19 protein-coding genes are annotated in these 22,277 nt (G+C 60.5%); 10 read left to right on the top strand and 9 right to left on the bottom strand.

Features of this window, described 5'->3' with window-relative positions; all coding sequences use genetic code 11:
- The first annotated feature begins 89 nt into the window (after positions 1–89).
- Positions 90–995 carry a helix-turn-helix domain-containing protein gene (locus C8D72_RS09045; RefSeq protein ID WP_115854083.1) on the top strand — a complete coding sequence of 302 codons (906 nt, stop codon included), beginning with the start codon at positions 90–92 and terminating at the stop codon, positions 993–995.
- Positions 996–1,017: 22 nt separating this feature from the next.
- Here the strand turns inward: C8D72_RS09045 and C8D72_RS09040 are convergent, their stop codons facing one another.
- The 3 genes from C8D72_RS09040 to C8D72_RS09030 form a co-directional block, all read right to left on the bottom strand.
- A complete protein-coding gene (locus tag C8D72_RS09040) occupies positions 1,018–2,310 on the bottom strand; it encodes an NAD(P)/FAD-dependent oxidoreductase (protein WP_115854082.1) in 1,293 nt (430 codons plus the stop codon).
- A gap of 61 nt (positions 2,311–2,371) precedes the next feature.
- Positions 2,372–2,797 (bottom strand): Rid family hydrolase, encoded by a 426-nt coding sequence (locus C8D72_RS09035; protein ID WP_115854081.1) that lies wholly within the window; start codon positions 2,795–2,797, stop codon positions 2,372–2,374.
- A 74-nt stretch (positions 2,798–2,871) separates the two neighbouring features.
- Complete coding sequence (locus C8D72_RS09030; protein ID WP_115854080.1) at positions 2,872–4,011, bottom strand: ornithine cyclodeaminase family protein; 1,140 nt, start codon at positions 4,009–4,011, stop codon at positions 2,872–2,874.
- 735 nt (positions 4,012–4,746) lie between these two features.
- Between C8D72_RS09030 and C8D72_RS09025 the strand changes: the two genes are divergently transcribed.
- Together C8D72_RS09025 and C8D72_RS09020 are read left to right on the top strand one after the other, a co-directional pair.
- Entirely contained in the window at positions 4,747–6,234 is a 1,488-nt protein-coding gene (locus C8D72_RS09025) for an aldehyde dehydrogenase (protein ID WP_115854079.1), read from the top strand.
- Between the two features lie 79 nt (positions 6,235–6,313).
- A complete protein-coding gene (locus C8D72_RS09020) occupies positions 6,314–7,735 on the top strand; it encodes an APC family permease (protein WP_115854078.1) in 1,422 nt (473 codons plus the stop codon).
- Positions 7,736–8,140: 405 nt separating this feature from the next.
- Here the strand turns inward: C8D72_RS09020 and C8D72_RS17535 are convergent, their stop codons facing one another.
- Together C8D72_RS17535 and C8D72_RS17370 are read right to left on the bottom strand one after the other, a co-directional pair.
- On the bottom strand, positions 8,141–8,296 hold the full coding sequence (locus tag C8D72_RS17535) for a hypothetical protein (RefSeq protein WP_170140556.1): 156 nt from the start codon (positions 8,294–8,296) through the stop codon (positions 8,141–8,143).
- A 340-nt stretch (positions 8,297–8,636) separates the two neighbouring features.
- Positions 8,637–8,840 (bottom strand): hypothetical protein, encoded by a 204-nt coding sequence (locus C8D72_RS17370; protein WP_147301523.1) that lies wholly within the window; start codon positions 8,838–8,840, stop codon positions 8,637–8,639.
- Between the two features lie 125 nt (positions 8,841–8,965).
- On the opposite strand from C8D72_RS17370, the gene C8D72_RS09010 reads away from it, so the two are divergent.
- Complete coding sequence (locus tag C8D72_RS09010) at positions 8,966–10,255, top strand: OprO/OprP family phosphate-selective porin (protein WP_115854076.1); 1,290 nt, start codon at positions 8,966–8,968, stop codon at positions 10,253–10,255.
- A gap of 185 nt (positions 10,256–10,440) precedes the next feature.
- Here C8D72_RS09010 and C8D72_RS09005 read toward each other — a convergent pair whose 3' ends face one another.
- Complete coding sequence (locus C8D72_RS09005; RefSeq protein ID WP_115854075.1) at positions 10,441–12,972, bottom strand: membrane-bound PQQ-dependent dehydrogenase, glucose/quinate/shikimate family; 2,532 nt, start codon at positions 12,970–12,972, stop codon at positions 10,441–10,443.
- Between the two features lie 239 nt (positions 12,973–13,211).
- Here C8D72_RS09005 and C8D72_RS09000 point away from each other — a divergent pair, with 239 nt between their 5' ends.
- The 3 genes from C8D72_RS09000 to C8D72_RS08990 all read left to right on the top strand — a co-directional run bounded on the left by C8D72_RS09000 (position 13,212) and on the right by C8D72_RS08990 (position 16,460).
- Positions 13,212–13,649, top strand: coding sequence for a MarR family winged helix-turn-helix transcriptional regulator (locus tag C8D72_RS09000; RefSeq protein ID WP_170140555.1), 438 nt, complete (start codon positions 13,212–13,214; stop codon positions 13,647–13,649).
- Positions 13,650–13,767: 118 nt separating this feature from the next.
- Positions 13,768–15,315: an MFS transporter gene (locus C8D72_RS08995; RefSeq protein WP_115854073.1), complete on the top strand. Its 1,548-nt coding sequence runs from the start codon at positions 13,768–13,770 to the stop codon at positions 15,313–15,315.
- Between the two features lie 83 nt (positions 15,316–15,398).
- Entirely contained in the window at positions 15,399–16,460 is a 1,062-nt protein-coding gene (locus C8D72_RS08990) for an HlyD family secretion protein (RefSeq protein WP_115854072.1), read from the top strand.
- Positions 16,461–16,537: 77 nt separating this feature from the next.
- Here C8D72_RS08990 and C8D72_RS08985 read toward each other — a convergent pair whose 3' ends face one another.
- The 3 genes from C8D72_RS08985 to C8D72_RS08975 form a co-directional block, all read right to left on the bottom strand.
- A complete protein-coding gene (locus tag C8D72_RS08985) occupies positions 16,538–17,281 on the bottom strand; it encodes a glutathione S-transferase family protein (RefSeq protein ID WP_115854071.1) in 744 nt (247 codons plus the stop codon).
- A 63-nt stretch (positions 17,282–17,344) separates the two neighbouring features.
- Complete coding sequence (locus C8D72_RS08980; protein WP_170140554.1) at positions 17,345–18,052, bottom strand: CPBP family intramembrane glutamic endopeptidase; 708 nt, start codon at positions 18,050–18,052, stop codon at positions 17,345–17,347.
- A 17-nt stretch (positions 18,053–18,069) separates the two neighbouring features.
- Positions 18,070–18,963, bottom strand: coding sequence for a LysR substrate-binding domain-containing protein (locus tag C8D72_RS08975; protein ID WP_115854069.1), 894 nt, complete (start codon positions 18,961–18,963; stop codon positions 18,070–18,072).
- Between the two features lie 104 nt (positions 18,964–19,067).
- Between C8D72_RS08975 and C8D72_RS17365 the strand changes: the two genes are divergently transcribed.
- From C8D72_RS17365 to C8D72_RS08960, 3 genes are all read left to right on the top strand, one after another.
- Positions 19,068–19,439 (top strand): hypothetical protein, encoded by a 372-nt coding sequence (locus C8D72_RS17365; protein WP_147301522.1) that lies wholly within the window; start codon positions 19,068–19,070, stop codon positions 19,437–19,439.
- Positions 19,440–19,523: 84 nt separating this feature from the next.
- The gene (locus tag C8D72_RS08965) at positions 19,524–20,681 is read left to right on the top strand and encodes an MFS transporter (protein WP_115854067.1); all 1,158 of its coding nucleotides are present in this window, start codon (positions 19,524–19,526) and stop codon (positions 20,679–20,681) included.
- 105 nt (positions 20,682–20,786) lie between these two features.
- On the top strand, positions 20,787–21,701 hold the full coding sequence (locus C8D72_RS08960; protein ID WP_115854066.1) for an MBL fold metallo-hydrolase: 915 nt from the start codon (positions 20,787–20,789) through the stop codon (positions 21,699–21,701).
- Positions 21,702–22,277 lie beyond the last annotated feature (576 nt).

Here is a 22,277-nt window from a genome sequence, read left to right as displayed (position 1 = left end):
TATCCGATTACGATCGTTTGCTGTTTCAACCTGAGCCGGCTATGTCTATCGAATGAACATTGCCAAGGCTGACCAAGCGTCAACATCCTATGAAAATCGCTTTCCATGAATGTAAAGACGTCACTCAGCATGCCGCGCAGCTACCTGGGTGGCAGCAGGAGTTTGATCAGATCGAGACAGGGCACTTTGCTGGCGAAATCGTCGATATCGTGGGCCCCGGGGTGAGGCTGTATCGCGAAAAGGCCAACCTTGGCGTTTCGCAATCGATTCATTTCCCAGCCGATCAGTGGCATTTCGTACTTCCTCTGAACTGGTCGAGCAATAGTCTGTATCGGTTCGACGCACTCACCGTGCTGCCCAGCTGTGAAGAGTTCTTGAGTGTCGCGCCGGCCGATTACGACCTGCTAGTGCTGTCGATTGAGCGCCAGCATCACCCTTGGCTCGAGCGTGACGAGAAAAAGTTGCGCTTGCTCGAGGTGGCGCCGGCCCTCTTGACGCGTCTGAAGCAGGAGTGGCGACTATTGACGGAGTATTCGAGGTACGTCGAAGGGACGCTGCCGGCAGTCACCCAGCAGGCCATGCTTCGCCAGCTACAGGGTGGCATCGAGCTATTGCTGGATACGCCGTCGCAGCGCGTCACGAGCGATGACAGCGGCAATTACCGTACCCGTCGCTACATTGTGGATCGCTGCCATGCCCTGACCCGATTGCGGCCAGATGCCCCCCCCTCGCTGATGGAGCTGTGCGGCCAGCTCAAAATCTCGCGGCGTACGCTGCAATACAGCTTTCAAAGCGAGACCGGGCAGACGCCGATACACTACCTGCGGGCGCTGCGTCTCAACGCCGTTCGGCGTCGCCTGCTGCAGGACCCGACCGTCCCTTTGGCCGATGCCGCCGCGCAGCATGGATTTTTCCATCAGAGCTACTTCACCCGAGAATATCGCCGGTTGTTTCTCGAGCCGCCGTCGGTGACTCGCCAGCGTCTTGCCGGGTGAGTCGCAGGTTCTGATCGGCCGTTCAGAAGCGATCGAATCGGTAGGGGGCGGGGTCGATGAGCGGCTCGACACCGGTGACCAGATCCGCTGCCAGCTGGCCCGCCGCCGGTGATGTGCCAAAACCGTGCCCTGAGAAGCCAGAGGCGACCGTGAGTCCCGGTATGCCAGGTATTGGCCCGATTACCGGGTTGGAGTCTGGCGTGATGTCGATCATGCCGGCCCAGGTATCGGCCACGGTGGCCTGCTCAAAGGCGGGCCAGGCAGCCCTGAGGTTGCCCATTGCCTCGTTGTTGAGGGAGTCATTGACGGGGGGATCCATCGTGCGAACCCGCTCGAAAGGAGAAGTCCCGTCCGCTTTCCAGCGCCTCGACAGCGCCATGTCGCTGACGAAATGTCTGTTCAGTTTTACGCGTAGAACGCCGCGCTGTCCGCGTAACGCCTTCAGGTACTTCGTACCGATCAGCATGTGATCCAGGGTCAGGGGCGCATCGAGCGCGCCCCGTTGCGTAATGATGAATCCACCGTCTCGGTGCTGACGAAACGAGAAGTCAGGCGCGCCGACCGCGATCTCCGTCGGGCCTTTCATCGGAGCGGTTCTAAGCACTGAGCTGATCAGAGGCAGAGTCGGCAGCGACACGCCAAGATTGCCGAGAAACCGCCGCGACCAGAGACCGCCAGCCAGCAGCACCTGATCGCAGCGTATCTCCCCTTTTTCGGTGACCACACCCTCGATTCTGCCACCCGCCATGGAGAGGCCACGCACGGCGCATTGCTCGACGATGATCGCCCCCTTCGCCATGGCGGCTCGAGCGATGGCGCTGGACGCCAAAGTGGGTTCCGCCCGGCCGTCGGAAGGGGTATAGATACCACCGGCCCACTTGCTTCGGTTGCCGGGAGCCAGGGTATCGATCTCTTTCGAGCCGAGCAGGCGAGAATCGAGCGCGAGCTCGTCGACCGTTTTCAGCCACTGCTCATGCAGCGCCATCTCCGCATCGGTACGCGCCACGAACATGATGCCTGACTGGCGGTAGCCGACATCGCTACCGACGCGTTCGGACATGCCCGCCCAGAGGCGGTCAGCCGCCTGGGCGAGCGGAATGTCGTGGCCATGCCGACTCGTCTTTCTGACCCAGCCCAAATTGCGCGAGGACTGCTCTCCCGCAATTCGGCCCTTTTCCAGCACTACCACCGGGATATTGCGCTCCGCCAGCGTCAGCGCCGCCGTAAGGCCAATGATTCCGCCGCCAATGATGACCACTGTTGCCGATTCAGGGCAGTTTTGGGATGTCGTGACGGGCGTGATTGTCGGTGCCATACAGGGCTCCTGCGTGACGCGTTGAAAGAACGAAAATCCTGGCGGTGAGCGCCGGGCAAGATCACTGCTGGGGCAGAGTGATCTCGTCGACGTCGGCGCTGGCGGCACCTCGGTAGGCCGTCACTTCCAGTTCGACCTTGTACTCTGTCGTACCCAAAGGTGGACAAGTGACGGTGGTCGCCGGATCGATTCCCCGGAACTTCTCACCAACGATGTCCATGACCGGCATCACGTGCTCGGGGTTTTGGACAAAGACCCTGGAAAACACCACGTCGGCAAGGCTTGCATCCACGGCGGCCAGCGCTCTTTCGATGTTGGCAAAGACTTGCAGCGTCTGTTCGCCGAGATCTTCGGGAATCTTCTTTGTCTGGGGATTGCGTCCGGCTGTATTCGATACATGGATCCAGCCGTTGATCTCGACCAGCCGTGAATAGCTGCCGTGAACTTCAAACTGCGAACCGGTTTTGACTTTCGTGATTTTGGTCATTGGTTATTTCCTGATGGCATTGTTATGAAGACGACGTCACGTTCTAACAAGCGGCGGCTGCAGGGAGACGCCACTTATTTCAAGGCTGGGGTATCCCAGAGATTGAGTTTGACCCCAATGCCTTTTTCGATGGCATTGCGATAGACGACCGTAGCCCAGCCCACGTCTTCGACAGGCAAACCGCCGACCGACAGGATGATGATCTCGTCTTCCGACTGACGACCCGGGGCATCACCTGCGACGATTTTTCCAAGATCTTCCAGCTGCTCCAGCGTCAACGTGTCTTCTGCCATCATGTCCATGAAGCGCACGCCGATCATGGGAATATAGTTGTGCGCTGGCTTGGGCACTTCTCGATACCAGGCTTGATACAGACCCGTGTTATCCAGCACCTTGCGAACGCCGGACTGCTCCATTTCTTCGTCCAGACTGCACAGTGAAGGCATAGAGAGAAAGGCGCCGGGCTTGACCCATTCGCGTTGGACGATGGGGTAGGTCGAGGGATCACCGCCTTTGCCGGAGTTGCAGTAGGTGACGATGTCGGCGCCTCTGACGACCTCCTCGAGGCTATCGACGATGTCAACGGTCGTGATCTGTGGGTAGTGTTCTGCCACCCAGGCCTTGAAGTCGTCGAGGCTTTTCTGTCCCCGACCCTTGACCCGGATCGTATCGATATCGGGACACGTAGCCATGAAGGCGGCGATCGAGGTCTTGCCCATGACGCCCGGGCCGACCAGACCCACGACGCGAGCATCCTGCCTGGCTAGGTGGCGGGCGCCGACACCTGGCACGGCGCCGGTGCGATAGGCGGAGAGAAGGTTGGCCGACATGTAGGCCAGCGGTGCGCCCGTGTCAGCATCGTTCAAAATGAACGTCAGGATGGAGCGTGGTAGGCCTCTGTCTCGGTTCTCGATGTTGGATCCATACCACTTGACCCCGGCGGTACCGAAACTGCCGCCCAGATAGGCGGGCATGGCCATCATTCGACGATCGGCCGTCGGTTTGGGCATACCCGGAAAGGGCGACTCTTCCGAGAACATGATCATGGCGCCGTGAGAATCGTTATCGGCGCCGGCCATACGGTAATCACCCTGATAGAGCAGCCGAAACACTTCCTCCATGGTATCCACGCAAGTGGGCATGTCAGTGACGCCGGCACGTATCATGTCGGGCTCGGATAGGTAGATAAAATCGATTTTTGTATTGTTCGTCATGATCGGTACTCGATCCGTATTCTGAGTGAGAGCTAGGCGCCGCACGGGTGCCTGTACCTCAACGCCGCCGTGGTAGGTCTCGACCCGGCAACTGTTTCTGGCATTAACCACGCGAAGCGACCCTTCTCGAATTCAGCTATTGATAGCCGGCCTACTCCGAGGAACCGAGTCTGTCGTGCTCTAGGGGAGAGGCGTTAGCACAAATCGGCAACCTCCTACGTTCATCGTTTCGCTCAGAGCGGCTGGGCCGTAGGGGGCTGGCTATCGGAAAGCAGTAGCCTGGCCCCTGCACTTGGCAACGGCTTGCGGCGCTTTCTGGCGAGAGTAGGGTGATGGCGCTAGGCGGAAGGGAATGGCCAGCGAAAATCAGGGAATCGTCGAGATGCGATCGAGTTATTAGAATGAATGACGCCGCTTGGCATGCTTTTCAGCGACTCTTCACCCTCCCCGCGCACGACCTCCAGCATGCAATTCCCGCTGTGCGACTCTATTAGGCGATTTCGATCGACATTAGCGGAACAGGACTGATTCGCGACTAAGCGCGGCCGCAAACGGCAGTGACTTCTAACGTTTGTCGTTGGCCCGTTTTTCCGATCTGTATTAATAAAAATGATCCAAAAGCTCGCATAATAATATTTTGTCGAAGAATGTCGGATACCTATCGTGGTTATAAGCAGGGTGCAGCCCTGCGAATCCTCCAATAACAACGCGATATCTTCTTCGATGGAGTTTTAAATGGCCGAACATGACTGCACCTACTGGCGTCAACTTCGCGAAGAGCTTCGTATCCCCGATGCTGCGTTTATCAATGGTGAATTCACCGCCGCTTCCGACGGTGCCACACTGACGACTCATTATCCCGCTACCGGCGAAGCCTTGGGCACCGTGCCGGCCTGTACAGCAAAGGATGTTGATCGTACCGTTGTCGCCGCGCGGGCCGCTTTCGAAGCCGGCAATTGGTCGCAGGCCGCCCCGGCCACTCGCAAGAAGGTACTGCTGCGCTTGTCGGCGCTGATCCTCGAGCACGTCGAGGAGCTGGCGCTGTTGGAGGCCTTGGATACAGGCAAACCGATCAGTGACGCCTTCACGCTGGATATCCCCGGTGCAGCGGGCTGTTTTGCCTGGTATGCCGAAGCCATCGACAAGATGTATGGAGAGGTGGCCCCCACGGACAGTGCCAATCTGGCCACGATTACCCGCGAGCCCTTGGGCATAGTGGCAGCGGTGGTACCGTGGAACTTTCCTCTCGATATTACGGCCTGGAAGCTGGCCCCTGCACTCGCCGCGGGTAATAGCGTGATTCTCAAGCCCGCGGAACAATCCCCTCTGACCGCCTTGCGTCTGGCTGCCCTCGCCCAAGAAGCTGGCATTCCCGATGGCGTTTTCAACGTGCTTACCGGACACGGCCACATCACCGGTCAGGCGCTTGGACGACATGCAGACGTAGACTGCCTGACGTTTACCGGCTCTACCGCCACTGGCAAACGGTTCTTGGAATATTCGTCCGCGTCGAACATGAAGCAGGTTTGGCTAGAGTGTGGCGGCAAGAGCCCTAATCTCATTTTTGGTGATTGCGACATCGATGCTGCCGCAAAGGCGGCAGTACAGGGCATTTACTTCAATCAGGGCGAAGTATGCTCGGCGAACTCGCGAATTCTGATCCAGCGCGATGCCAAAGAAGCGTTTGTCGAGCGCTTCTTGGCCGCTGCTTCCGAGTTGGTGGTGGGCGATCCGCTGGATCCGGCTACCAATGTTGGCTCGCTGATCGATAGCAGCCAGGCCGACAAGGTACGCGGCTACATTTCGCTGGGCTTGGAAGAGGGCGCACATCTGGCGCTGGGCGAGACGCCCAGTGGCGAGGAGCAGGGCGCTTTTGTGTTGCCGACGCTATTTCACGACGTAACGCCGCAGATGACCATTGCACGGGAAGAGATCTTCGGGCCGGTAGCAGTGCTGATCGAGTTCGACGATGAGGATGAGGCCGTCGCCATCGCCAACGACTCGATCTACGGTTTGGCAGCGTCGGTATGGACCGACAACCTATCACGAGCACATCGAGTCTCGCGCCGCCTGCGCGCGGGCACCGTCTCGATCAACACGGTGGACGCCCTTGATTTCACCACGCCCTTTGGTGGCTACAAACAGTCAGGGTTCGGGCGTGATCTGTCGTTGCATGCGCTCGATAAATTCACCCAGCTCAAGACCACTTGGATTCGTCTTTAACGAAATCCGGCAAAATCATCGATAAAGCGCGGATAGCGCCAACCGCGTCAGAACCTACAACAACAAAGAGGCTACAACCATGCAAGATACATCCGCGGGGTCCAATGGCACTGCAAAGAGCGCCCCGGTAGATCGCCTCGCCAGACCCACGCGTCTGCTCGGTCTGAAATCGCTGATGGCTGTCGCCGTCGGCTTGGTGGTCTCCCAAGGCGTCATGGTGATCATGCTTCAGGTCGTCGGCATTGCCGGGCTTGGATTCATCGTGCCGCTGACAATCGCCTGGATACTGGCATTGTGCTACGCTGCGTCCTTTTCCGAGCTATCGCTGATGATTCCTCGTGCTGGCAGCCTTGGTACCTATACCGAGGTGGCTCTGGGCCACTTTCCGGCAATCCTGTCGGTATTTTCCGGGTACGTGGTAGTGGCGATGTTCGCGCTTTCCGCCGAACTGTTGCTGATCGACCATCTTCTCGGCGTGCTTTATCCGGTACTGGGCGGCACCCAGTTCATCGCCTTTGGCATACTGGGGCTATTCGCCCTGCTCAACCTGATGGGCATCGACGTTTTCGCCCGGCTGCAGAACGTGCTGGCCTTTGCCATGGTCCTGGCGTTGACGCTGCTGGGCTTGAGTGCCCTGACCGGCGGTTTTGCGCCCCACACTATCCATGCCGGTGATTTGGTGGCCGATTTCAGCTTGGGTAACGGTGCTTTCACGCTCATCGCGCTGGCCATCTGGGGCTATGTAGGTGCTGAGTTCGTCTGCCCGCTGATCGGCGAGACACGAAATCCGGGCCGCCACGTGCCGCGCGCCATGTACATGGGGTTGACGGTGATTTTCGCTGTCTTTGCTCTTTATTGTCTGGGCGCGCTGTTCTACCTGCCCCAAGACGTCATGCTCTCCGCCAGCCTGCCGCATCTAGAGTATGCTCGCGCCGTTTTCGGCAATTCTGGGAATCTTTTGCTGGCTGTCGCGGCGATCACGGCTACCTGCAGCACCTTGAATACCTCGCTGGCGGCAGTGCCGCGTATGCTGCAAGGCATGGCCGGGCGAGGACAGGCCTTTCCAATACTGGGGCGGGTCACACGAGGTAACCGAACTCCTTGGGTGGCGGTACTCTTTGTCGCCATCGTCACCGGGCTGCCGCTACTGGTGTGGGGGGACGATCCGAGTACCGTGGAATTGCTGCTGACCGCTGCCGCCATCGCCTGGCTGATCGCCTACATCATCGCTCATTGCAATGTCATCGCCCTGCGTCGGCGATATCCCGAGGCCCGCCGGCCCTATCGCTCACCGCTCTATCCCTTGCCCCAGATAATCGGTATCGCGGGCATGCTCTACGCGATTGTCTATGCTTCGCCGGCACCGGATCTGACCATGCAGATATTCATGAGCGCCGGCGTGGTACTTGGGATCGTCAGTGTGATTGCCATTGTCTGGATCAAAACTGTAATGAAAAAGCCCCTGTTCAAACCTGAGCCTCTTGATAGCGTCGAGGACTGAAACTCGACATCCGCATGAATTGGCATCCGTGGCGCTATCTTTAGTAACCTCCGGTAAAGGCTCGTCTAACGCCGGGCCTTTACCATCTGACGTCCCCTGTCGTCATTCGTCGACTCGAGTACGGCGTGTCCCGCGTGATAAAGACCGTGGCCCCTGACGGCCCTCGTTGCGCACCAAAGAGGCCACCTTTATGCCCACCTATAGAAATGGTGGCGATCGGCGTTAGTGCGAACAAGCGAACTCATAGGGTGTGATGGGAAACGCGCTCTCTTTGGCGAGACGCTTATTGTCGGTGTATCGCAAGCGGTATGGCGCTGCGGCGAAAGTTAAACATGCATCCAACGTCGTCGCTTGCCCTGATCGCATTCAGGCCGCTATCGTCACCGCCCACGCTCTAATCCTCCTTCAAAATCGCCAACCCAGGTTGGCATTACCTCCATAGTCGATGAGGTTACCATCGAATCGGCCGACGAAGCCGACATCAAGCGAAACGTCGCGGGTGAGATTCACGCCCACGCCGGCACCTGCATCGTGATTCATCTGCCGCTGCTGGGCAGGCATGATCACGCCGCTACCGCTACCGGTTCCGACGAGGACGAGCTGCTGGCCCCGGAAACCTCCCCTGATCCGAGATAAGTCCCTTGAGCGCTCCTGCATTCTGATCGTTGATGACGAACTCCAGATTCGCCGCTTTTTGCGCATCAGTTTGGTTTCGCAGGGGCATGAGGTGATCGGGGTGGCTAACGGCGGCGAGGGCTTGGTTTGTGTGATCGGCGATCGGCCGGATCTCGACCTGCCTGACATCGACGGGTTGCGATAATGGACCAGCAATGGTGTGCTCAAAAAAAAGCGCCCCGCAGGGCGCTTTGTCTCTCAATGGTTTGCCTTTCCTGTCAAAGATTTACTCCGGCAGCGCGTAGGTCAGCACGTAATCTCCCGACGGCGTTTCCATGAAGTGGTGGCCGGTGGCCACAATCATCAGATACTCGCGACCGTTGGCTTCATACACCAGCGGATTGGTCTGACCGCCGGCAATGGCGCGCGCCACAGCGTTTCGCCGCTTTCGATGTCGATAGCCTGAATCAGGTCGTGATGAATGTGACATCCAATGTTCTTAAATTGTAAATAAGGTGTAACCGAATGCACTGAAGATGGCTCCTGCAAAAACAGTGTTTGCGTTTGAACAATCGGCGCTGGCTAAACAATTGCAGGGAACTGGAGTCATTCATCATGCGTTATTCGACACTTGCCTCATGGATCGCGCTCGCCGCCTTTACGGGGGCATCGGCTCACGCGCTGGCCGGCGTGGTGCGCACTCCGGGCGATCAGGATCTGATCGTCGACGCCGGCTCCGGTGGCCTGGACGTCACGACCGAGGACGAGCGGTTCAGTTTCGGTGTGCACGGCCGGGTTCAAGCCGATTACGACAGCTTTGATGGCATCTATACCGACAATGGCAAGACCGGTGATGAAGCCGAATTTCGCCGTGTCTATCTGACGGTCAAGGGCAAGGCGTTCGGGGACTGGGGCTACAACGTTACGACCAAGCTCGACAACAGCGACAACGATTTCGATAACGCCACCATCTTCTACGCGGGTGCCTCGCCTGCGACCGTGACATTTGGGATCTTCGATCCGGACTTTGGCCTTGAGAAAGCGACCAGCTCCAAATGGGTCACCGCGACCGAGCGCAACATCGGCTACGACGTGGCGCCCTGGATCAACGGTTCCGATCAGGATCTCGGTCTTCAGATCCAATCGAACCTTGCTGACAGCATCTACGCTTCGGCCAGTCTGGTGAGCCGTGACGGCCTCGATGATGTCAATGGAAAAGCGCCCAAACAGTTCAACGCGCGCGCCGTCTATGCGCCATTTCATACCGCTGGCAACGTGCTCCATTTTGGCATTGACTATGCCTATCGCGACCTCGGTGACGTCGATTTCGGCGACAACATCGATACCGGGCTTGGCGTTCACGGTGATGCCGGCGACAACGACTACGATCCGGTGCTGACTCGGATCGCGCCGGGTACGCATTACGGCGACGACTCGGTACTGGGCGCCGAATTTGCCTGGGCCAGTGGGCCTTTCTCGCTACAGGGGGAGTATCTGCACCGTGAACTTTCAGGCGACGACGCCGGCTACGACGACGTCAAATCCGACGGCATGTATGGCCAGGTGGCCTGGACACTGACCGGTGAGTCACGCAATTACAAGTTCGACGGCGCTCGCTTCGATGCGATCAAACCGGAAAACCCGAGTCTGGGCGCCTGGGAGCTTTTCTACCGCTATGGTCGCGTCTCCTCTGATAGCGCCGTAATCGTCAATGACATTCCAAGCGGTGCGGTCGATGGCGAAAACAAGGCTTACGTACAAACGCTCGGCGTTAACTGGTACGCCAACAATAGCGTCAAGGTGTCGTTGAACTACAACCACGCCAGGGTCGACAGCGCGCTTGAAAACGCCAACGGCGACGACAGCGGTGATGCGATCATGACTCGTCTGCAGTATGTGTTTTGAACCGATGGCGTGACCGTTTAGATTTCCTTGACTGAGCTATTTTGCCCTGTCCTGCGACAGGGCTTTTTTGTTGCCCTGAAAGCGCCGGGTCGTCATGGCGTCCGCCCTGGACGGTTCCACCGGCCAAAAAAAAGCGCCCCGCAGGGCGCTTTATCTCTCAATGGTTTGCCTTTCCTTCCAACGATTTACTCCGGCAGCGCGTAGGTGAGCACGTAATCCCCCGACGGCGTTTCCATGAAGTGGTGGCCGGTGGCGACGATCATCAGATACTCGCGACCGTTGGCTTCATACACCAGCGGATTGGCCTGGCCGCCCGCCGGCAGCGGTGCGCTCCAGAGCGTTTCACCGCTTTCGATATCGATCGCCCGAATCAGGTCATCGGTCGCCGCGGCAATGAAGATCAGACCGCCAGCGGTGACCACCGAGCCGCCGTTGTTGGGCGTGCCGATGTTGATCGGCAGTCCCGAGCGGATGCCCCAGGGGCCGTTGGCACGGGCGGTGCCCAGCGGACGGTCCCACAGCGTGTTGCCGGAGGCCACGTCGACCGCACGGATATGGCCATAGGGCGGCTGCTTGCAGAGCATGCCGGTGAAGGGCACCCGCCAGCCGGCATTAACGTTCACGGCGTAGGGTGTACTGGCCTGCGGCGCGCCGGCCCCTTCGGCACCGCCATCGTCGCTTTGCTGCTCTTCACGCGGTTTCCAGCCATATTCATCGGCCTTCTCGCGCGGCACCAGAATGTTGTAGTTGGGCATGTCGTTGTAGTTGGCGATCAGCACGCCCCGATTGGGGTCGACCGAGATGCTGCCCCAGTCCGAGCCGCCGTTGTAGCCGGTATATTCGACCCAGTGGCGATCGGCGGTCGGCGGGGTGTACATGCCCTCGTAGCTGGCGTTCTGGAACTGGATGCGACAGAACATCTGATCAAAGGGCGACATGCCCCACATGTCGCGTGCGGTCAGCTCGGGCTGCTCCAGGGTGTGATAGAGCGAGTAGGGCTGGGTTTTTGTACGCTGCTCGGGCTCGACGCCGCCCTGGGGTACCGGACGCTCCTCGGCGCCCCCACCGAGCAGTTCGCCGCTGCGTCGATCAAAGACGTAGATGCCGCCCTGCTTGGTGGGCATGAGCACCGCCGGCACCTTGCCGCTGTCGGTGGGAAAGTCGATCAGCGTGGGCTGGGAGCCGGGGTCGTAATCCCAGACATCCTTGTGCGCGGTCTGGAACTTCCACTTTGGCAGCCCGGTGGTGACATCCAGCGCCACCAGCGAACTGGCCCATTCATTTTCGGCCGGCGTTCGCGAGCTGCTCCAGTAGTCCGCCGCCGAGTTGGCCATCGGCAGGTAGACCAGCCCCAGCTGGTTGTCGCCGACGGCCGTGGTCCACATGTTGGGGGAGCCGCGCACGTAGGTCTCGTCACCACTGAGCAGTTCGCTGCGCTCCGGACGACCGGCATCCCAGGCCCAGAGCAGTTCGCCGGTGACGGCGTCATAGCCCTTGATCACGCCGGAGGGCGGATAGCGACGCTGACCGTCCAGCACCTGGTGACCGGTGACCAGCACGTCATCGACAATCACCGGCGCCGAGTTGATGGAGACATAACCCGGCGGTGTCTCGCCCATGTTCTGTTTGATATCGACCTGGCCGTTGTCACCGAACCCGGTGCAGGGGCTGCCGGTCTCGGCATCCACGGCGATGATGCGCCCGTCCAGCGTGCCGGAGAAAATGCGTGTCTGGCACTGCTGCGCGCTGTTGTTTGAGGTGCCGGCGACGACAGTGCTTTCGGCCGTGTCATTGTTGTTGGCCGTGTCATTGTTGCCGACCAGGCCACGGTCATTGGCGCTGTTATCGTCGTTTTCGGTCTGCGTTGAGGAACTGTCCGGGACCTGGTAGTAGGTGACCCCGCGGCAAGCCGCCGTATAGGGGATGGCGTCATCGGAGACCTGCGGATCATGGCGCCAGCGCTCCTCGCCGCTGGCGGCATCCAGCGAAATCAGGATGTTGCGTGACGTGCACAGAAAGACATCATTGCCGACCTTCAGCGGCGTGGTTTCAGCCCCCCAGCGGTGGTCGAGCAGATCCCCGGTGCGATAGGTCCAGGCCTTTTCCAGCTGGCCGACGTTATCGGGCGTGATCTGATCCAGCGAGGTATAACGGGTGGCGGCATTATCGCCACCGTAGGCGGCCCAGTCACCGCGCGCCGGCTGGTCCGCCGGCTGAGCGTTGCCGGTATCCGTGGCAAGCGACGCTGATTGCGGCTCGGGGACATTCCCCGAATGGGTGAAGTTGTGCGGCAGAAAGGCCAGCGCCCCGGCGCCTGCCAGCACCAGCGTCAGCCCGCCGGCGGTTAAAAATGAGGCGCGTCGTGACAGGCCATCGACGGTGCGCCAGGCCACCAGCGCCACCAGAATGCCGAGGATCAGCACCACATCCATGCGCGGGATCCAGCGCCAGTAGTCAAGCCCCGACTCCCAGGCCGCCCAGATCAGCGAGCCGATAAAGACCACGGCGTAAAGCGCCACCCCGGCGCGACGCTGCATGGCCAGCAGCCCCCCGGCCAACAGCATGCCGATGCCGGCCAGCAGGTAATACCAGGAGCCGCCGACGATCGCCAGCCAGGCGCCCCCCACCGTTAACACCAGTCCGACCAGCGCGACCAGCGCGCCGACCAGCAGCAGCGCGATATCGCGCCGGCGTTCCTTCCCTGAAGATGTTGTCATGGCGCTCTCCCTTGAGCTTGTCGTTATCCGGGCACGCTTGTTTATAGCTTAATGGCTTGCCCGTTATGACAGCCTGGCCGCATTTCTAATAAAAAGAAACCGAATCAAAGTTTGAGGGCCGGCCTGTGCATACCGGAGCCCGCGGGGATCTTGCCTCGATCACGGTGGCTTTCACCCACACTCGCCAGCCCCACCCCCTTTCCATCACAATGACGGCTTTTCACCACAGCGAGGGGGCCATGGAAAGCAGGATCATCGACAAGCTGGCAGAGCTGAGTTTTCTGAGTCGCGCGCGGCTGAGCGAGCTGGCCCGCCGCGAGGGAATCACCCTGCCCACCTTTCAGCTGCGGGTGCTGTCGGTCGTGGGCCGCTTTCCCGACCAGGCGCAGCAGGCCATCCTGCAGCGCCGCGGCTGGGACAAGGGTCAGGTGGCGCGGGCTTTTCGGGAGCTGGAGCAGCAGGGCCTGATCGAGCGCTGTGGCAGCTCCACAGCCCGGCGCATCTCCGAGGCGGCGCTGACCGCGGAAGGCCGGGCGCTGTTTGAGCAGCTTGAGAAGATTCGAAGCGAGCTGGCCGCGACCATGACGGCCGGCTGCACGCCGGAGGAGACCCGGCAGTTCGATGCGCTGCTGGAGCGGGTGCTGGGCAATGTGGGTGATGCGCCTCCCGTGAGTTGATCAGGGCGCGTTGGATGCGATAAGGGCTTGACCAAAAGTTGACAAAGTCAACTTGTAGCGATAGGTTGCCCACCCCGGGTCGGCCTCCCCGCCCCTCATCCATCGCAAAGAGTGTGTCATGTCCCTGCGTCTGGTTCTCGGCCTGGTCGGTATGCTGCTGGCCTGTGTCGGTGCCGATATCAATGAAGAAGCCACCTCTCTGGCCCTGGCCGATATCCGCGGTGCCTACGGCTTCAGTGCCGATCAGGGCCAGTGGTTCACCACGCTCTACGCTGCCGGGGTGGCCATGGGCATGCTGGTGGCGCCCTGGCTTGCGACCACGTACTCCATGCGTCGCTTTGCGGCGGTAGCGGTGCTGGCTCTCGGCGCGCTGGGCCTTTGCTTTACGGTGATCGATTCGCGCGCGCTGATGCTCGCCCTGCGCTGGCTGCAGGGGCTGACCAACGGCTTTCTGATTCCCCTTTTGATGGCGGTGGCGCTGCGCTTTCTGACCCCGTCGATCAAGCTCTTTGGTCTGGCCGCCTACGGCCTGACGGCCACCTTCGCGCCCAATATCGGGGCGCCGATCGTGATCCGGGCCCATCAGGGGCTGGGCATTGATTTCGTCTTCTGGGCGGTGGTGCCGCTGTGCGTGCTGGCCGCCGCGCTGCTGCTCTACGGCCTGCCGCAGGATCCGCGCCCGCCCGGGCGCTGGCGTCAGTTCGACTGGCCCGGGTGGATGCTGGGCTGGGGCGTGTGTTCAGCCGTGGTGGTGGTGTTTACCCAGGGCGAGCGGCTGGACTGGTTCAATTCACCGCTGATCTGCTGGCTGGCGCTGGCCAGTGCCACGCTGGTGCCGCTGTTCATCCTGCGCTGCTGCGTGGCCCCGGTGCCGCTGATCCAGCCGGCGCTGGTCAAGCGGGTCAATTTCGGCTTCGGCATTGTCATGCTCATGGGCGTGATCGCACTGGGCGCCTCGGCGGCGTCACTGCCGGAGGAATTTCTTGCCGAGGTGCAGGGCTATCGGCCGCTGCAGAGTCTGCCGGTCGCCCTGGCGCTCGCCCTGCCCTCGCTGGTGATGCTGCCGCTGACGGCGTTTGTGCTCAACTTCGAGCGCGTCGACAGCCGCTGGATGGTGGCGCTGGGGCTGGTGCTGATGGCGCTGTCGAGCTGGATGAACAGCCACGCCACCATCGCCTGGACGCGCGATCAGTTCTATCTCTCGCAGATGATCTTCTCGGCCGGTCAGTCGATCGTGGTGGTGAGTCTTTTGACCACCTCCACCGCCGTGATCGACCCGAAGGAAGGGCCGTTCGCTTCGGCGACGATCAACACGACCCGGGCGCTGGCCGGCCCCGTGGCCGGCGGCCTTATCGGCCACGCCATGACGGTGGCCGTGGATCACCACCTTCATACCCTGCTCGATCGTATCGGCACTATGCGCTTTGCGCTTGCCCGCTCGATGCCGCTCGGCGGTCATGATGGGGCGGCGCTGGCCTGGTCGTCGGGCCCGGCGCACGGCGAGCCCTTTCATCATCTGTTCGAGCAGCTGGAGGTGCAGGCCCAGGTGATGGCCCATGCCGATCTCTGGCGGGCGCTGGCGTTGGGCGCCCTGCTGCTGCTGCCGCTGTGTCTGCTGCCCAAACGCACCTTTGCGCCGCGTTTCAACCGCCCCAGACCCCTTTGATTTCAAAGCACTTTTATTTCAAAGCACTTTGATTTCCAGGCCCCTTTTGATTCCCAAAACCCTTTTGATCCCTCGAGAGTGCCATGAGTAACCCTGCCGATGACGCCCGACCCCGGTCGCGCAAGACGTTGATTCTGACGATCGCGATCGTGCTGATCGCCGCCGTGGCGGCGGCCCTGCTGGCCCGCCATCAGTTCCGCGGCGGTGAGGTCTGGACCAACGATGCCCGCCTTGATGCTGACTACGTAGTGATCGCCCCGCAGGTGGAAGGCGATCTGGTGGCGGTACACGTTGATGATCACGACCGCGTCACGCGCGGCGATGCGCTGATGGATATCGATCCGCGCGACTATCAGGCAGCCGTCGATGACGCCGAGGGCCAGGTGGCCGCGGCCCGGGCGTCGCTGGCGCAGATCGAGGCGCAGCTGGCCCAGCACCCGGCGCAGGTGCAGCGCGCCCGGGCGCAGGTGGCCGAGGACGGCGCCAATGCCGACTACGCCCACGCCACTGCCGAGCGCTACCGGCGGCTGCGCCACAACGGCAACGTCTCCGATCAGAACGCCCAGCAGGCCGAGGCCAACGCCCACGCCCAGCAGGCCAAACGTCGGGCCGATCAGGCCGAGCTGGCGCGCGTTCGCCAGCAAAAACAGGTGCTCGAGGCGCAAAGGGAGAGCGCTGAAGCGACGCTGGATCAGGCGCTGGCGCAGCAGGAGAAGGCCCGGCTGTCGCTGTCGCGCACCCATCTCACCGCGCCGGTGGATGGCGTGATTGCCGAGCAGTCCGCCCGCGTGGGCGGCTGGGTCAATGCCGGCAGCGCCCAGCTGGCCATCGTGCCGGTGCAGGGCATCTACATCACCGCCCACTACCGCGAGGTCGATATCACCGATGTCGAGCCCGGTCAGCCGGTGGATATCTCGGTCGATGCCTGGCCGGACCTCAAGCTGCACGGCCATGTCAAAAGCCTGGCGCCGGCCACCGGGGCCACCTTCTCACCGGTGTCGAGCAACGACACCTCCGGCAACTTCACCAAGATCGTCCAGCGCCTGCCGGTGCGCATCGCGCTGGACCCCGACCAGCCCGGGCTCGATCGGCTGCGGGTGGGGCTGTCGGTGGAGACGACGATTCACACCGACGCGCATGGTTGAGAGACGGCATGATCCACGCGTTAAAAAGCTCGGCCGGTGCCGAGCTTTTTTGGTCATGAGCCTGCCTGTCGACGGGCCTATCCGAACGTATCGAGCGCCAGATAGTCGCCGCTTTGTTGCCGAATCTCGCGGCCCTGGGCGTCGACCGCTTCCGACACGTGCTGGAAGTGCGCTCGGCGGGCCAGCCCTTCAAGCCAGGCATCCACCTGCGGATAGCCGTCAAAGCGGTAGCCGGCGGCGCGGATCTGATAGAGCTCGCAGCCCATGGCGAGATCGGCAATGGTGGGGTGCTCATCCCCCAGCAGCGTTGGCGCATGGCCGCTACGTTGCTGATGCTGGAAGTGCGCCTCGAGCCGTTCCAGACCCGGTCTGAGACCCTCCTGCAGCGGCTCAAGCAGCGTGGCCTGAATCTCGCGCTTGAGCATCGGCAGGGTCAGGTGCAGGTTCATGATGTGGTGGAACATGTCGAAGCGGCGCAGGTTGTTGTGATACCAGGCAAGCCACTGATCAATTTTTGAACTGCGGGGGATGTCCTGCTCCCCCGGATACCAGCGCTGGGCGACATGCTGGTCTTCGGCGATGCGACACAGCGTCATCATGATCGCCTGGCTTTCGGCCAGATGGAGTGTCTCGCCGTCATGTTCGACCACCAGCGCCGGCACGGTCTGGAAGGGATTGATGGCGTCAAATTCATCGGTGCGGGTCTCGCCACCGGCGAAGTCGATCTCATGAAAGTCGTACTCGATGGCCAGCTCGCGAAGGAGCATTTCCGCGGCGCGCGAGGGTTGGGAGAGGCGATGGGCGTAGAGGGTCGTGGCCATGAGGGATTCACCTGAAGGATTTTGCTTCAGCCTGGCACAGTCGTCTGCCCTGCCCCTGGCTGATCACCCCTGAAACAGCGCCCCGACAAGGCCAATGGACGAGACAAGGGCGTGGAGCAGCATGGGCAGCAACAGCCCGCGGGTGTGCCAGCGGTAGTAGCCCAGCACCAGCCCCCAGCCAAACAGCGCCACAAACGTGAGCAGATGGTGATACTGGATCATGTGCAGGCCGGCAAAGCACAGCGCGCTGAACATGACCAGAAACGCCGCGCACCAGCCCCGCGGCTGGTCATCGATACGCGGGATTAAAAAGTGGCGAAACGCCAGCTCCTCGATGATCGGCGCCCAGACCAGCACGCAGACCACCATGATGGCGATCTGCAGCGTGTTCTTGCCGTCATAGAGCGATGTCATGAACGCCTCGGGCGCCATGTCCAGCCAGACGCTGACGGCAGCGGCCAGCCCCTGGATCAGCAGTACTAGGCCGATGCCCCGGGCCAGATCGCCCCATGTGAAGTGTCCGACAAGCGTGGGCCGCGCCGAAAACCAGCGTCGCCACGCCCAAAAGCCCGCGAGCATCAGCACCAGTGACGGCGCCAGAATGACCGCGAAGCCGTAGCCCTGAATGAGTGCTGCAAAGGCGGCATCGCTCAGGACATGTTGCAGCACCTGCACGCTCAGAAACTGACTGGCGAGATAGGCGGCAAACATCAAAAGGCCAAAGAGAATCTGCCATGGGGGGCGATGGCAGAAAGATGCGGCTGAGGTCATGTTGGGGGGCCTCGACACTAGCCCGCCCATTTTACTTGCTGGATCAAGCCGGAGGACTGCAACCGGTTTTTGACAAGGTCCACAGCTGCCCTGTTCTGCGTGGCGACGTCCGGTGATTCAATCAGGCAGGCGAGACATTCCGGCAGCGGTGGAAAGCCTTCTCTGGCGCCCAGTACCTGCATATCTCCCGTCAGGCGCGACCGGTTGAGAACACTGACTGCCAGACCGTTGGCCACGGCCGATTCGATCGCGGCAACGCTGGTACTGGCAAATACCGTTTCCCAGCTTCGACCGTTGTCGTTCAGTGCTGCCAGGGCGATGGCCCGATACGTGCAGTCACAGGGGTGCAGCGCCAGCGGCAGTGGATCACGCCTGTGTAGTCCGCCATGGATCGAGCCTGCCCATACGGGCCGGGTGCGCCAAAGAGGGGGTCCGGGGGCCTGATCTTCCCTGTCGGAATACAGCGCAATCGCCATATCAAGCTCGCCCTGGGTCACTGACCGCCGCAGTTCAAGGCTGTTGGCCGTTGTGACCTGCAGGCGCACCTGGGGAACCGTCTGTCGAAGGGCCGGCAACAGGTTATCGAGCATCCGGGGCACATATTCGTTCGGCATGCCGATTCGAACCACGCCCTGTGCCGAGCGATGTGACAGCCGTTCAACAAGCGCATCGTGCTCGGCAAGCAGGGTGAGTGACTGCGCGATCAACTGCTCGCCTTCCGCCGTGAGCTGTACGCCCGTCTTGAAACGCACCAGCAATTGGCAATCCAGCTGCTGCTCCAGCCGCTTGATCTGCTGGCTGACCGCACCGAGCGTGCAATGCCGACGCGCGGCCGTTGCACGCAGCGTGCCCAGTGACCCGGCCATGTGCAATGTGCGTAATAACGCGATATCAAGCGTTCGATCAGACATGTTTAAATTTTCTATACACAGGGTGTTTTAAATATAGATTTAATGATCACACGGTGGCGCGTACCCTGGCAATGTATCCATCACCGTTTGATGAGGTCCGTACCATGACAAAAACAAGGGACGAGCTGTCACCGCTCAAATATCGTTCGGGGGACAATACGCCTGAAATGACCAGGGCGGCGCTGGACCGGTTATACCCGGATGTGCTTCGTCAACCGACCCGGCCCGAGCTCACTATGCCGGCCATGCCACCGATCGGTTTGATGTCGTCACTGAAAAGACGCTTTCTGACCTGGCACGAACGGCGCTGGATGCGACAGTTGCTGACCCATGATGACCAGACGCTGGCCGACCTGGGCTTTCGACGTGCCGAGCTACTGCGGGCCGTGCAGTCACCCCTGACCATGGATGCGACGGAAGTTCTGTGTCAGCTACATCTGAATGAGTCCGGCTTCAAGAGACGCCCGCTGGAATGAGGCGGTCCTTCAAGAACAGCCGGTAACGCCACGTGTTGACAAGTGAGTTGCCCGAGAGTGAAACAACATACCAATCGAGCCGAAATGAAAAGAACCGCCGCCATTGCCGTTGGGGGAGCCCTGTGCACGGCCATTGCCTTTGGGCCGGCCCGCATGGGGTACGGGCTTTTTCTTCCAAAATTTCGCGATGTGTTTTCGTTGAGCACCTCACATGCCGGCTTGATCGCAAGCAGTGCCTTCGCGGCCTTTTTCATTGCTCTGCTGGTGTCTGCCCATCTCGTCGTGCGCCATGGCTCGCGTGTGCCGGTGGTGGTCGGCTCGCTGGCCGCCGCGATCGGTATGGCACTCGTGGCAGGCACACAGGACAGTCTGATATTTGCCATTGGCATTGTATTGGCGTCCACCAGCGCCGGCCTGTGCTGGTCTCCCTTCAATGACGCCGTGGGACGCGCGGTGGTTGAGACGTGGCATGGACGCGTGTTGTCCATTGTCAGTACAGGAACCACGTTCGGTATTGCAGGGGCAGGTGTGCTGGGGCTGGCGGTCGCCATACTTGACTGGGACTGGCGTGCCATCTGGTTCGGATTTTCCGGTCTGGCGCTGTTGTGCGCCCTGTATAACCTGATGGTGTTGCGTCAGCTGCCAAAAGCGACGGCGTCATCTTTTGATCTGGAAAAACTCAAAAGACTGGTAAATAAAGCGATTCGACCTGTGTATTGGATTGCCGTGTCGTTTGGCATTACCAATGGCCTCTATCTGTCGTTCGCCGCCGATCAAATCGATTCAGCTGGCGGCCTGGCCGGCCTGCAGGCTGACGGCGCTGGTGCGATACTGTTCATTGCCTTTGGTGTCGGCGGGATCGTCGGCCTGTGGACGGCTGATGTTGAGCGGCGTGTCGGTCTGCGCCGTCTGGTGCAGGGGGTCTTTCTCTGCTCTGCTGTCTCTCTGTTGTTGATCGCATTCGGGGCGAATTTCTGGGCGGGGGTTATTGTTTCTGCTGCCCTGCAGGGCCTTTGTCTCATGAGTCTGAGTGCCATTTTTTCGTTTGTCAGTCAGCGGCTGTATCCCGACATCTCGAGCATCAGTTTTACAGCCGTTCTGACTGTCTATGCCCTGGGCAACGTTGCAGGGCCCGCACTGGCAGGCTATCTGGCAAGTGCTTCGAGTCTGATGATGGTGTTTACCGGGGCAGCCGTTTTGTCGCTGGTCACCGGTGTGCTGTTTCGGGCGCGGCACACCTGAACGCAGGTGACGTGAGTATTGATCACCACTTTCGATAGTTCGGATCCACCTGATCATGAACCGTTTTGCCGTTATCCTTGAGACCTGCCTTTTCAAGGAGCCGTCATGAAGACCCTTGCCCTCTCCCCGGGAGATGCGGAGCGTGCCCGACCCGACGTCGCCGGCTTTTTCGATCCGCGCACCTTCAGCATTCAGTATGTGGTGTCAGACCCTGCCACGCGGCGCTGCGCGATCATCGATCCGGTGCTCGATTTCGATGAGAAGGCCGGCGCCACCGCCACGCTGCAGGCCGACCGGCTTCTGGCCTATATCGAGCAGGAAGGTCTTGAGGTCGAGTGGATTCTGGACACCCACCCGCACGCCGATCACTTCTCCGCCGCGCGCTATCTCCATGACAACACCGGTGCACCGACGGCCATCGGCCGGCCGGTCACCAGAGTGCAGGCGCTGTGGAAGGAGATTTACCACTGGCCGGATCTCAGGGATGACGGCAGTCAGTGGGACCGTCTGTTCGATGATGGCGACACCTTCCGGGTGGGCGAGCTCGAAGTCCGCGTGATGCACTCCCCGGGCCATACCCCGGCCTCGGTCACCTACGTGATCGGTGACGCCGCCTTCGTACACGACACGCTCTTTCAGCCCGACTTTGGCACCGCACGCGCCGATTTTCCCGGTGGCTGCGCGCATCAGCTGTGGCACTCGATCCAGAGAATTCTGGCGCTGGCGGACGACACGCGGCTGTTCACCGGCCACGACTACATGCCGGGGGATCGCGAGCCACAGTGGGAAAGCACGGTGCGCGAGCAGCGCGACACCAACAAGCACGGTCTGAAAGACAGCAGTGAGGCGGAATATGTCGAACTGCGCCAGAGGCGCGACAGTGAACTGCCGATGCCGAAGCTGATCCTGCACGCGCTGCAGGTCAACATCCTCGGTGGGCGCCTGCCCGAGCCCGAAAGCAACGGCCGGCGCTATCTGAAGATGCCGCTGGATGCGCTGGACGGGGCGTCGTGGGAGTAGTGGCAGGCTGGCGTCGTGAATCGGGAAAAGAACATCCGACGACGCCATGGAAGTGATGAATGGTTACTCGAGGTTTTGAATCTGAATGCCGTGTAATTGTTTAAAACCCAATAAAAACAATTATTTGCTTAGTTTTTTTCAGGTATTTTTTACAAATACTCCCCGTTTTACTACCCACTTGTCTTTGCTTGGTGTTATTTGATCTTGGCTCTGTCTGAGGGACAGCTGGCACACAGAGCTGGACGTACTTCAGCGTCGCTATGGCTCTGAGACTGTTGATCTACTTCCATTATGACTGTTCGATCGTTCAGCCAGCCAGCCAGCCAGCCAGCCAGCCAGCCAGCCAGCCAGCCAGCCAGCCAGCCAGCCAGCCGCTTCAATACGTTACATTTTCGATACTTCGGTCGGTTAAAACATCTCTAGGCGTTGGTCAGCAAGCTCGTAACGGCCTGCTCTGATGTGATGAACATAGGCACCACAGTAACCATGTTTTTCAAACAGAGCCTAAAGAAGGACGTTCTGCTGCCGTTTTAATATCCGATAAATAAGTTATTGAATTTTAGTGCTTAGTAAGAA

The sequence above is a fragment of the Kushneria indalinina DSM 14324 genome, assembly GCF_003385845.1.
Lineage (GTDB): Bacteria > Pseudomonadota > Gammaproteobacteria > Pseudomonadales > Halomonadaceae > Kushneria > Kushneria indalinina.
This window is presented reverse-complemented; position numbering and strand designations above follow the sequence as displayed.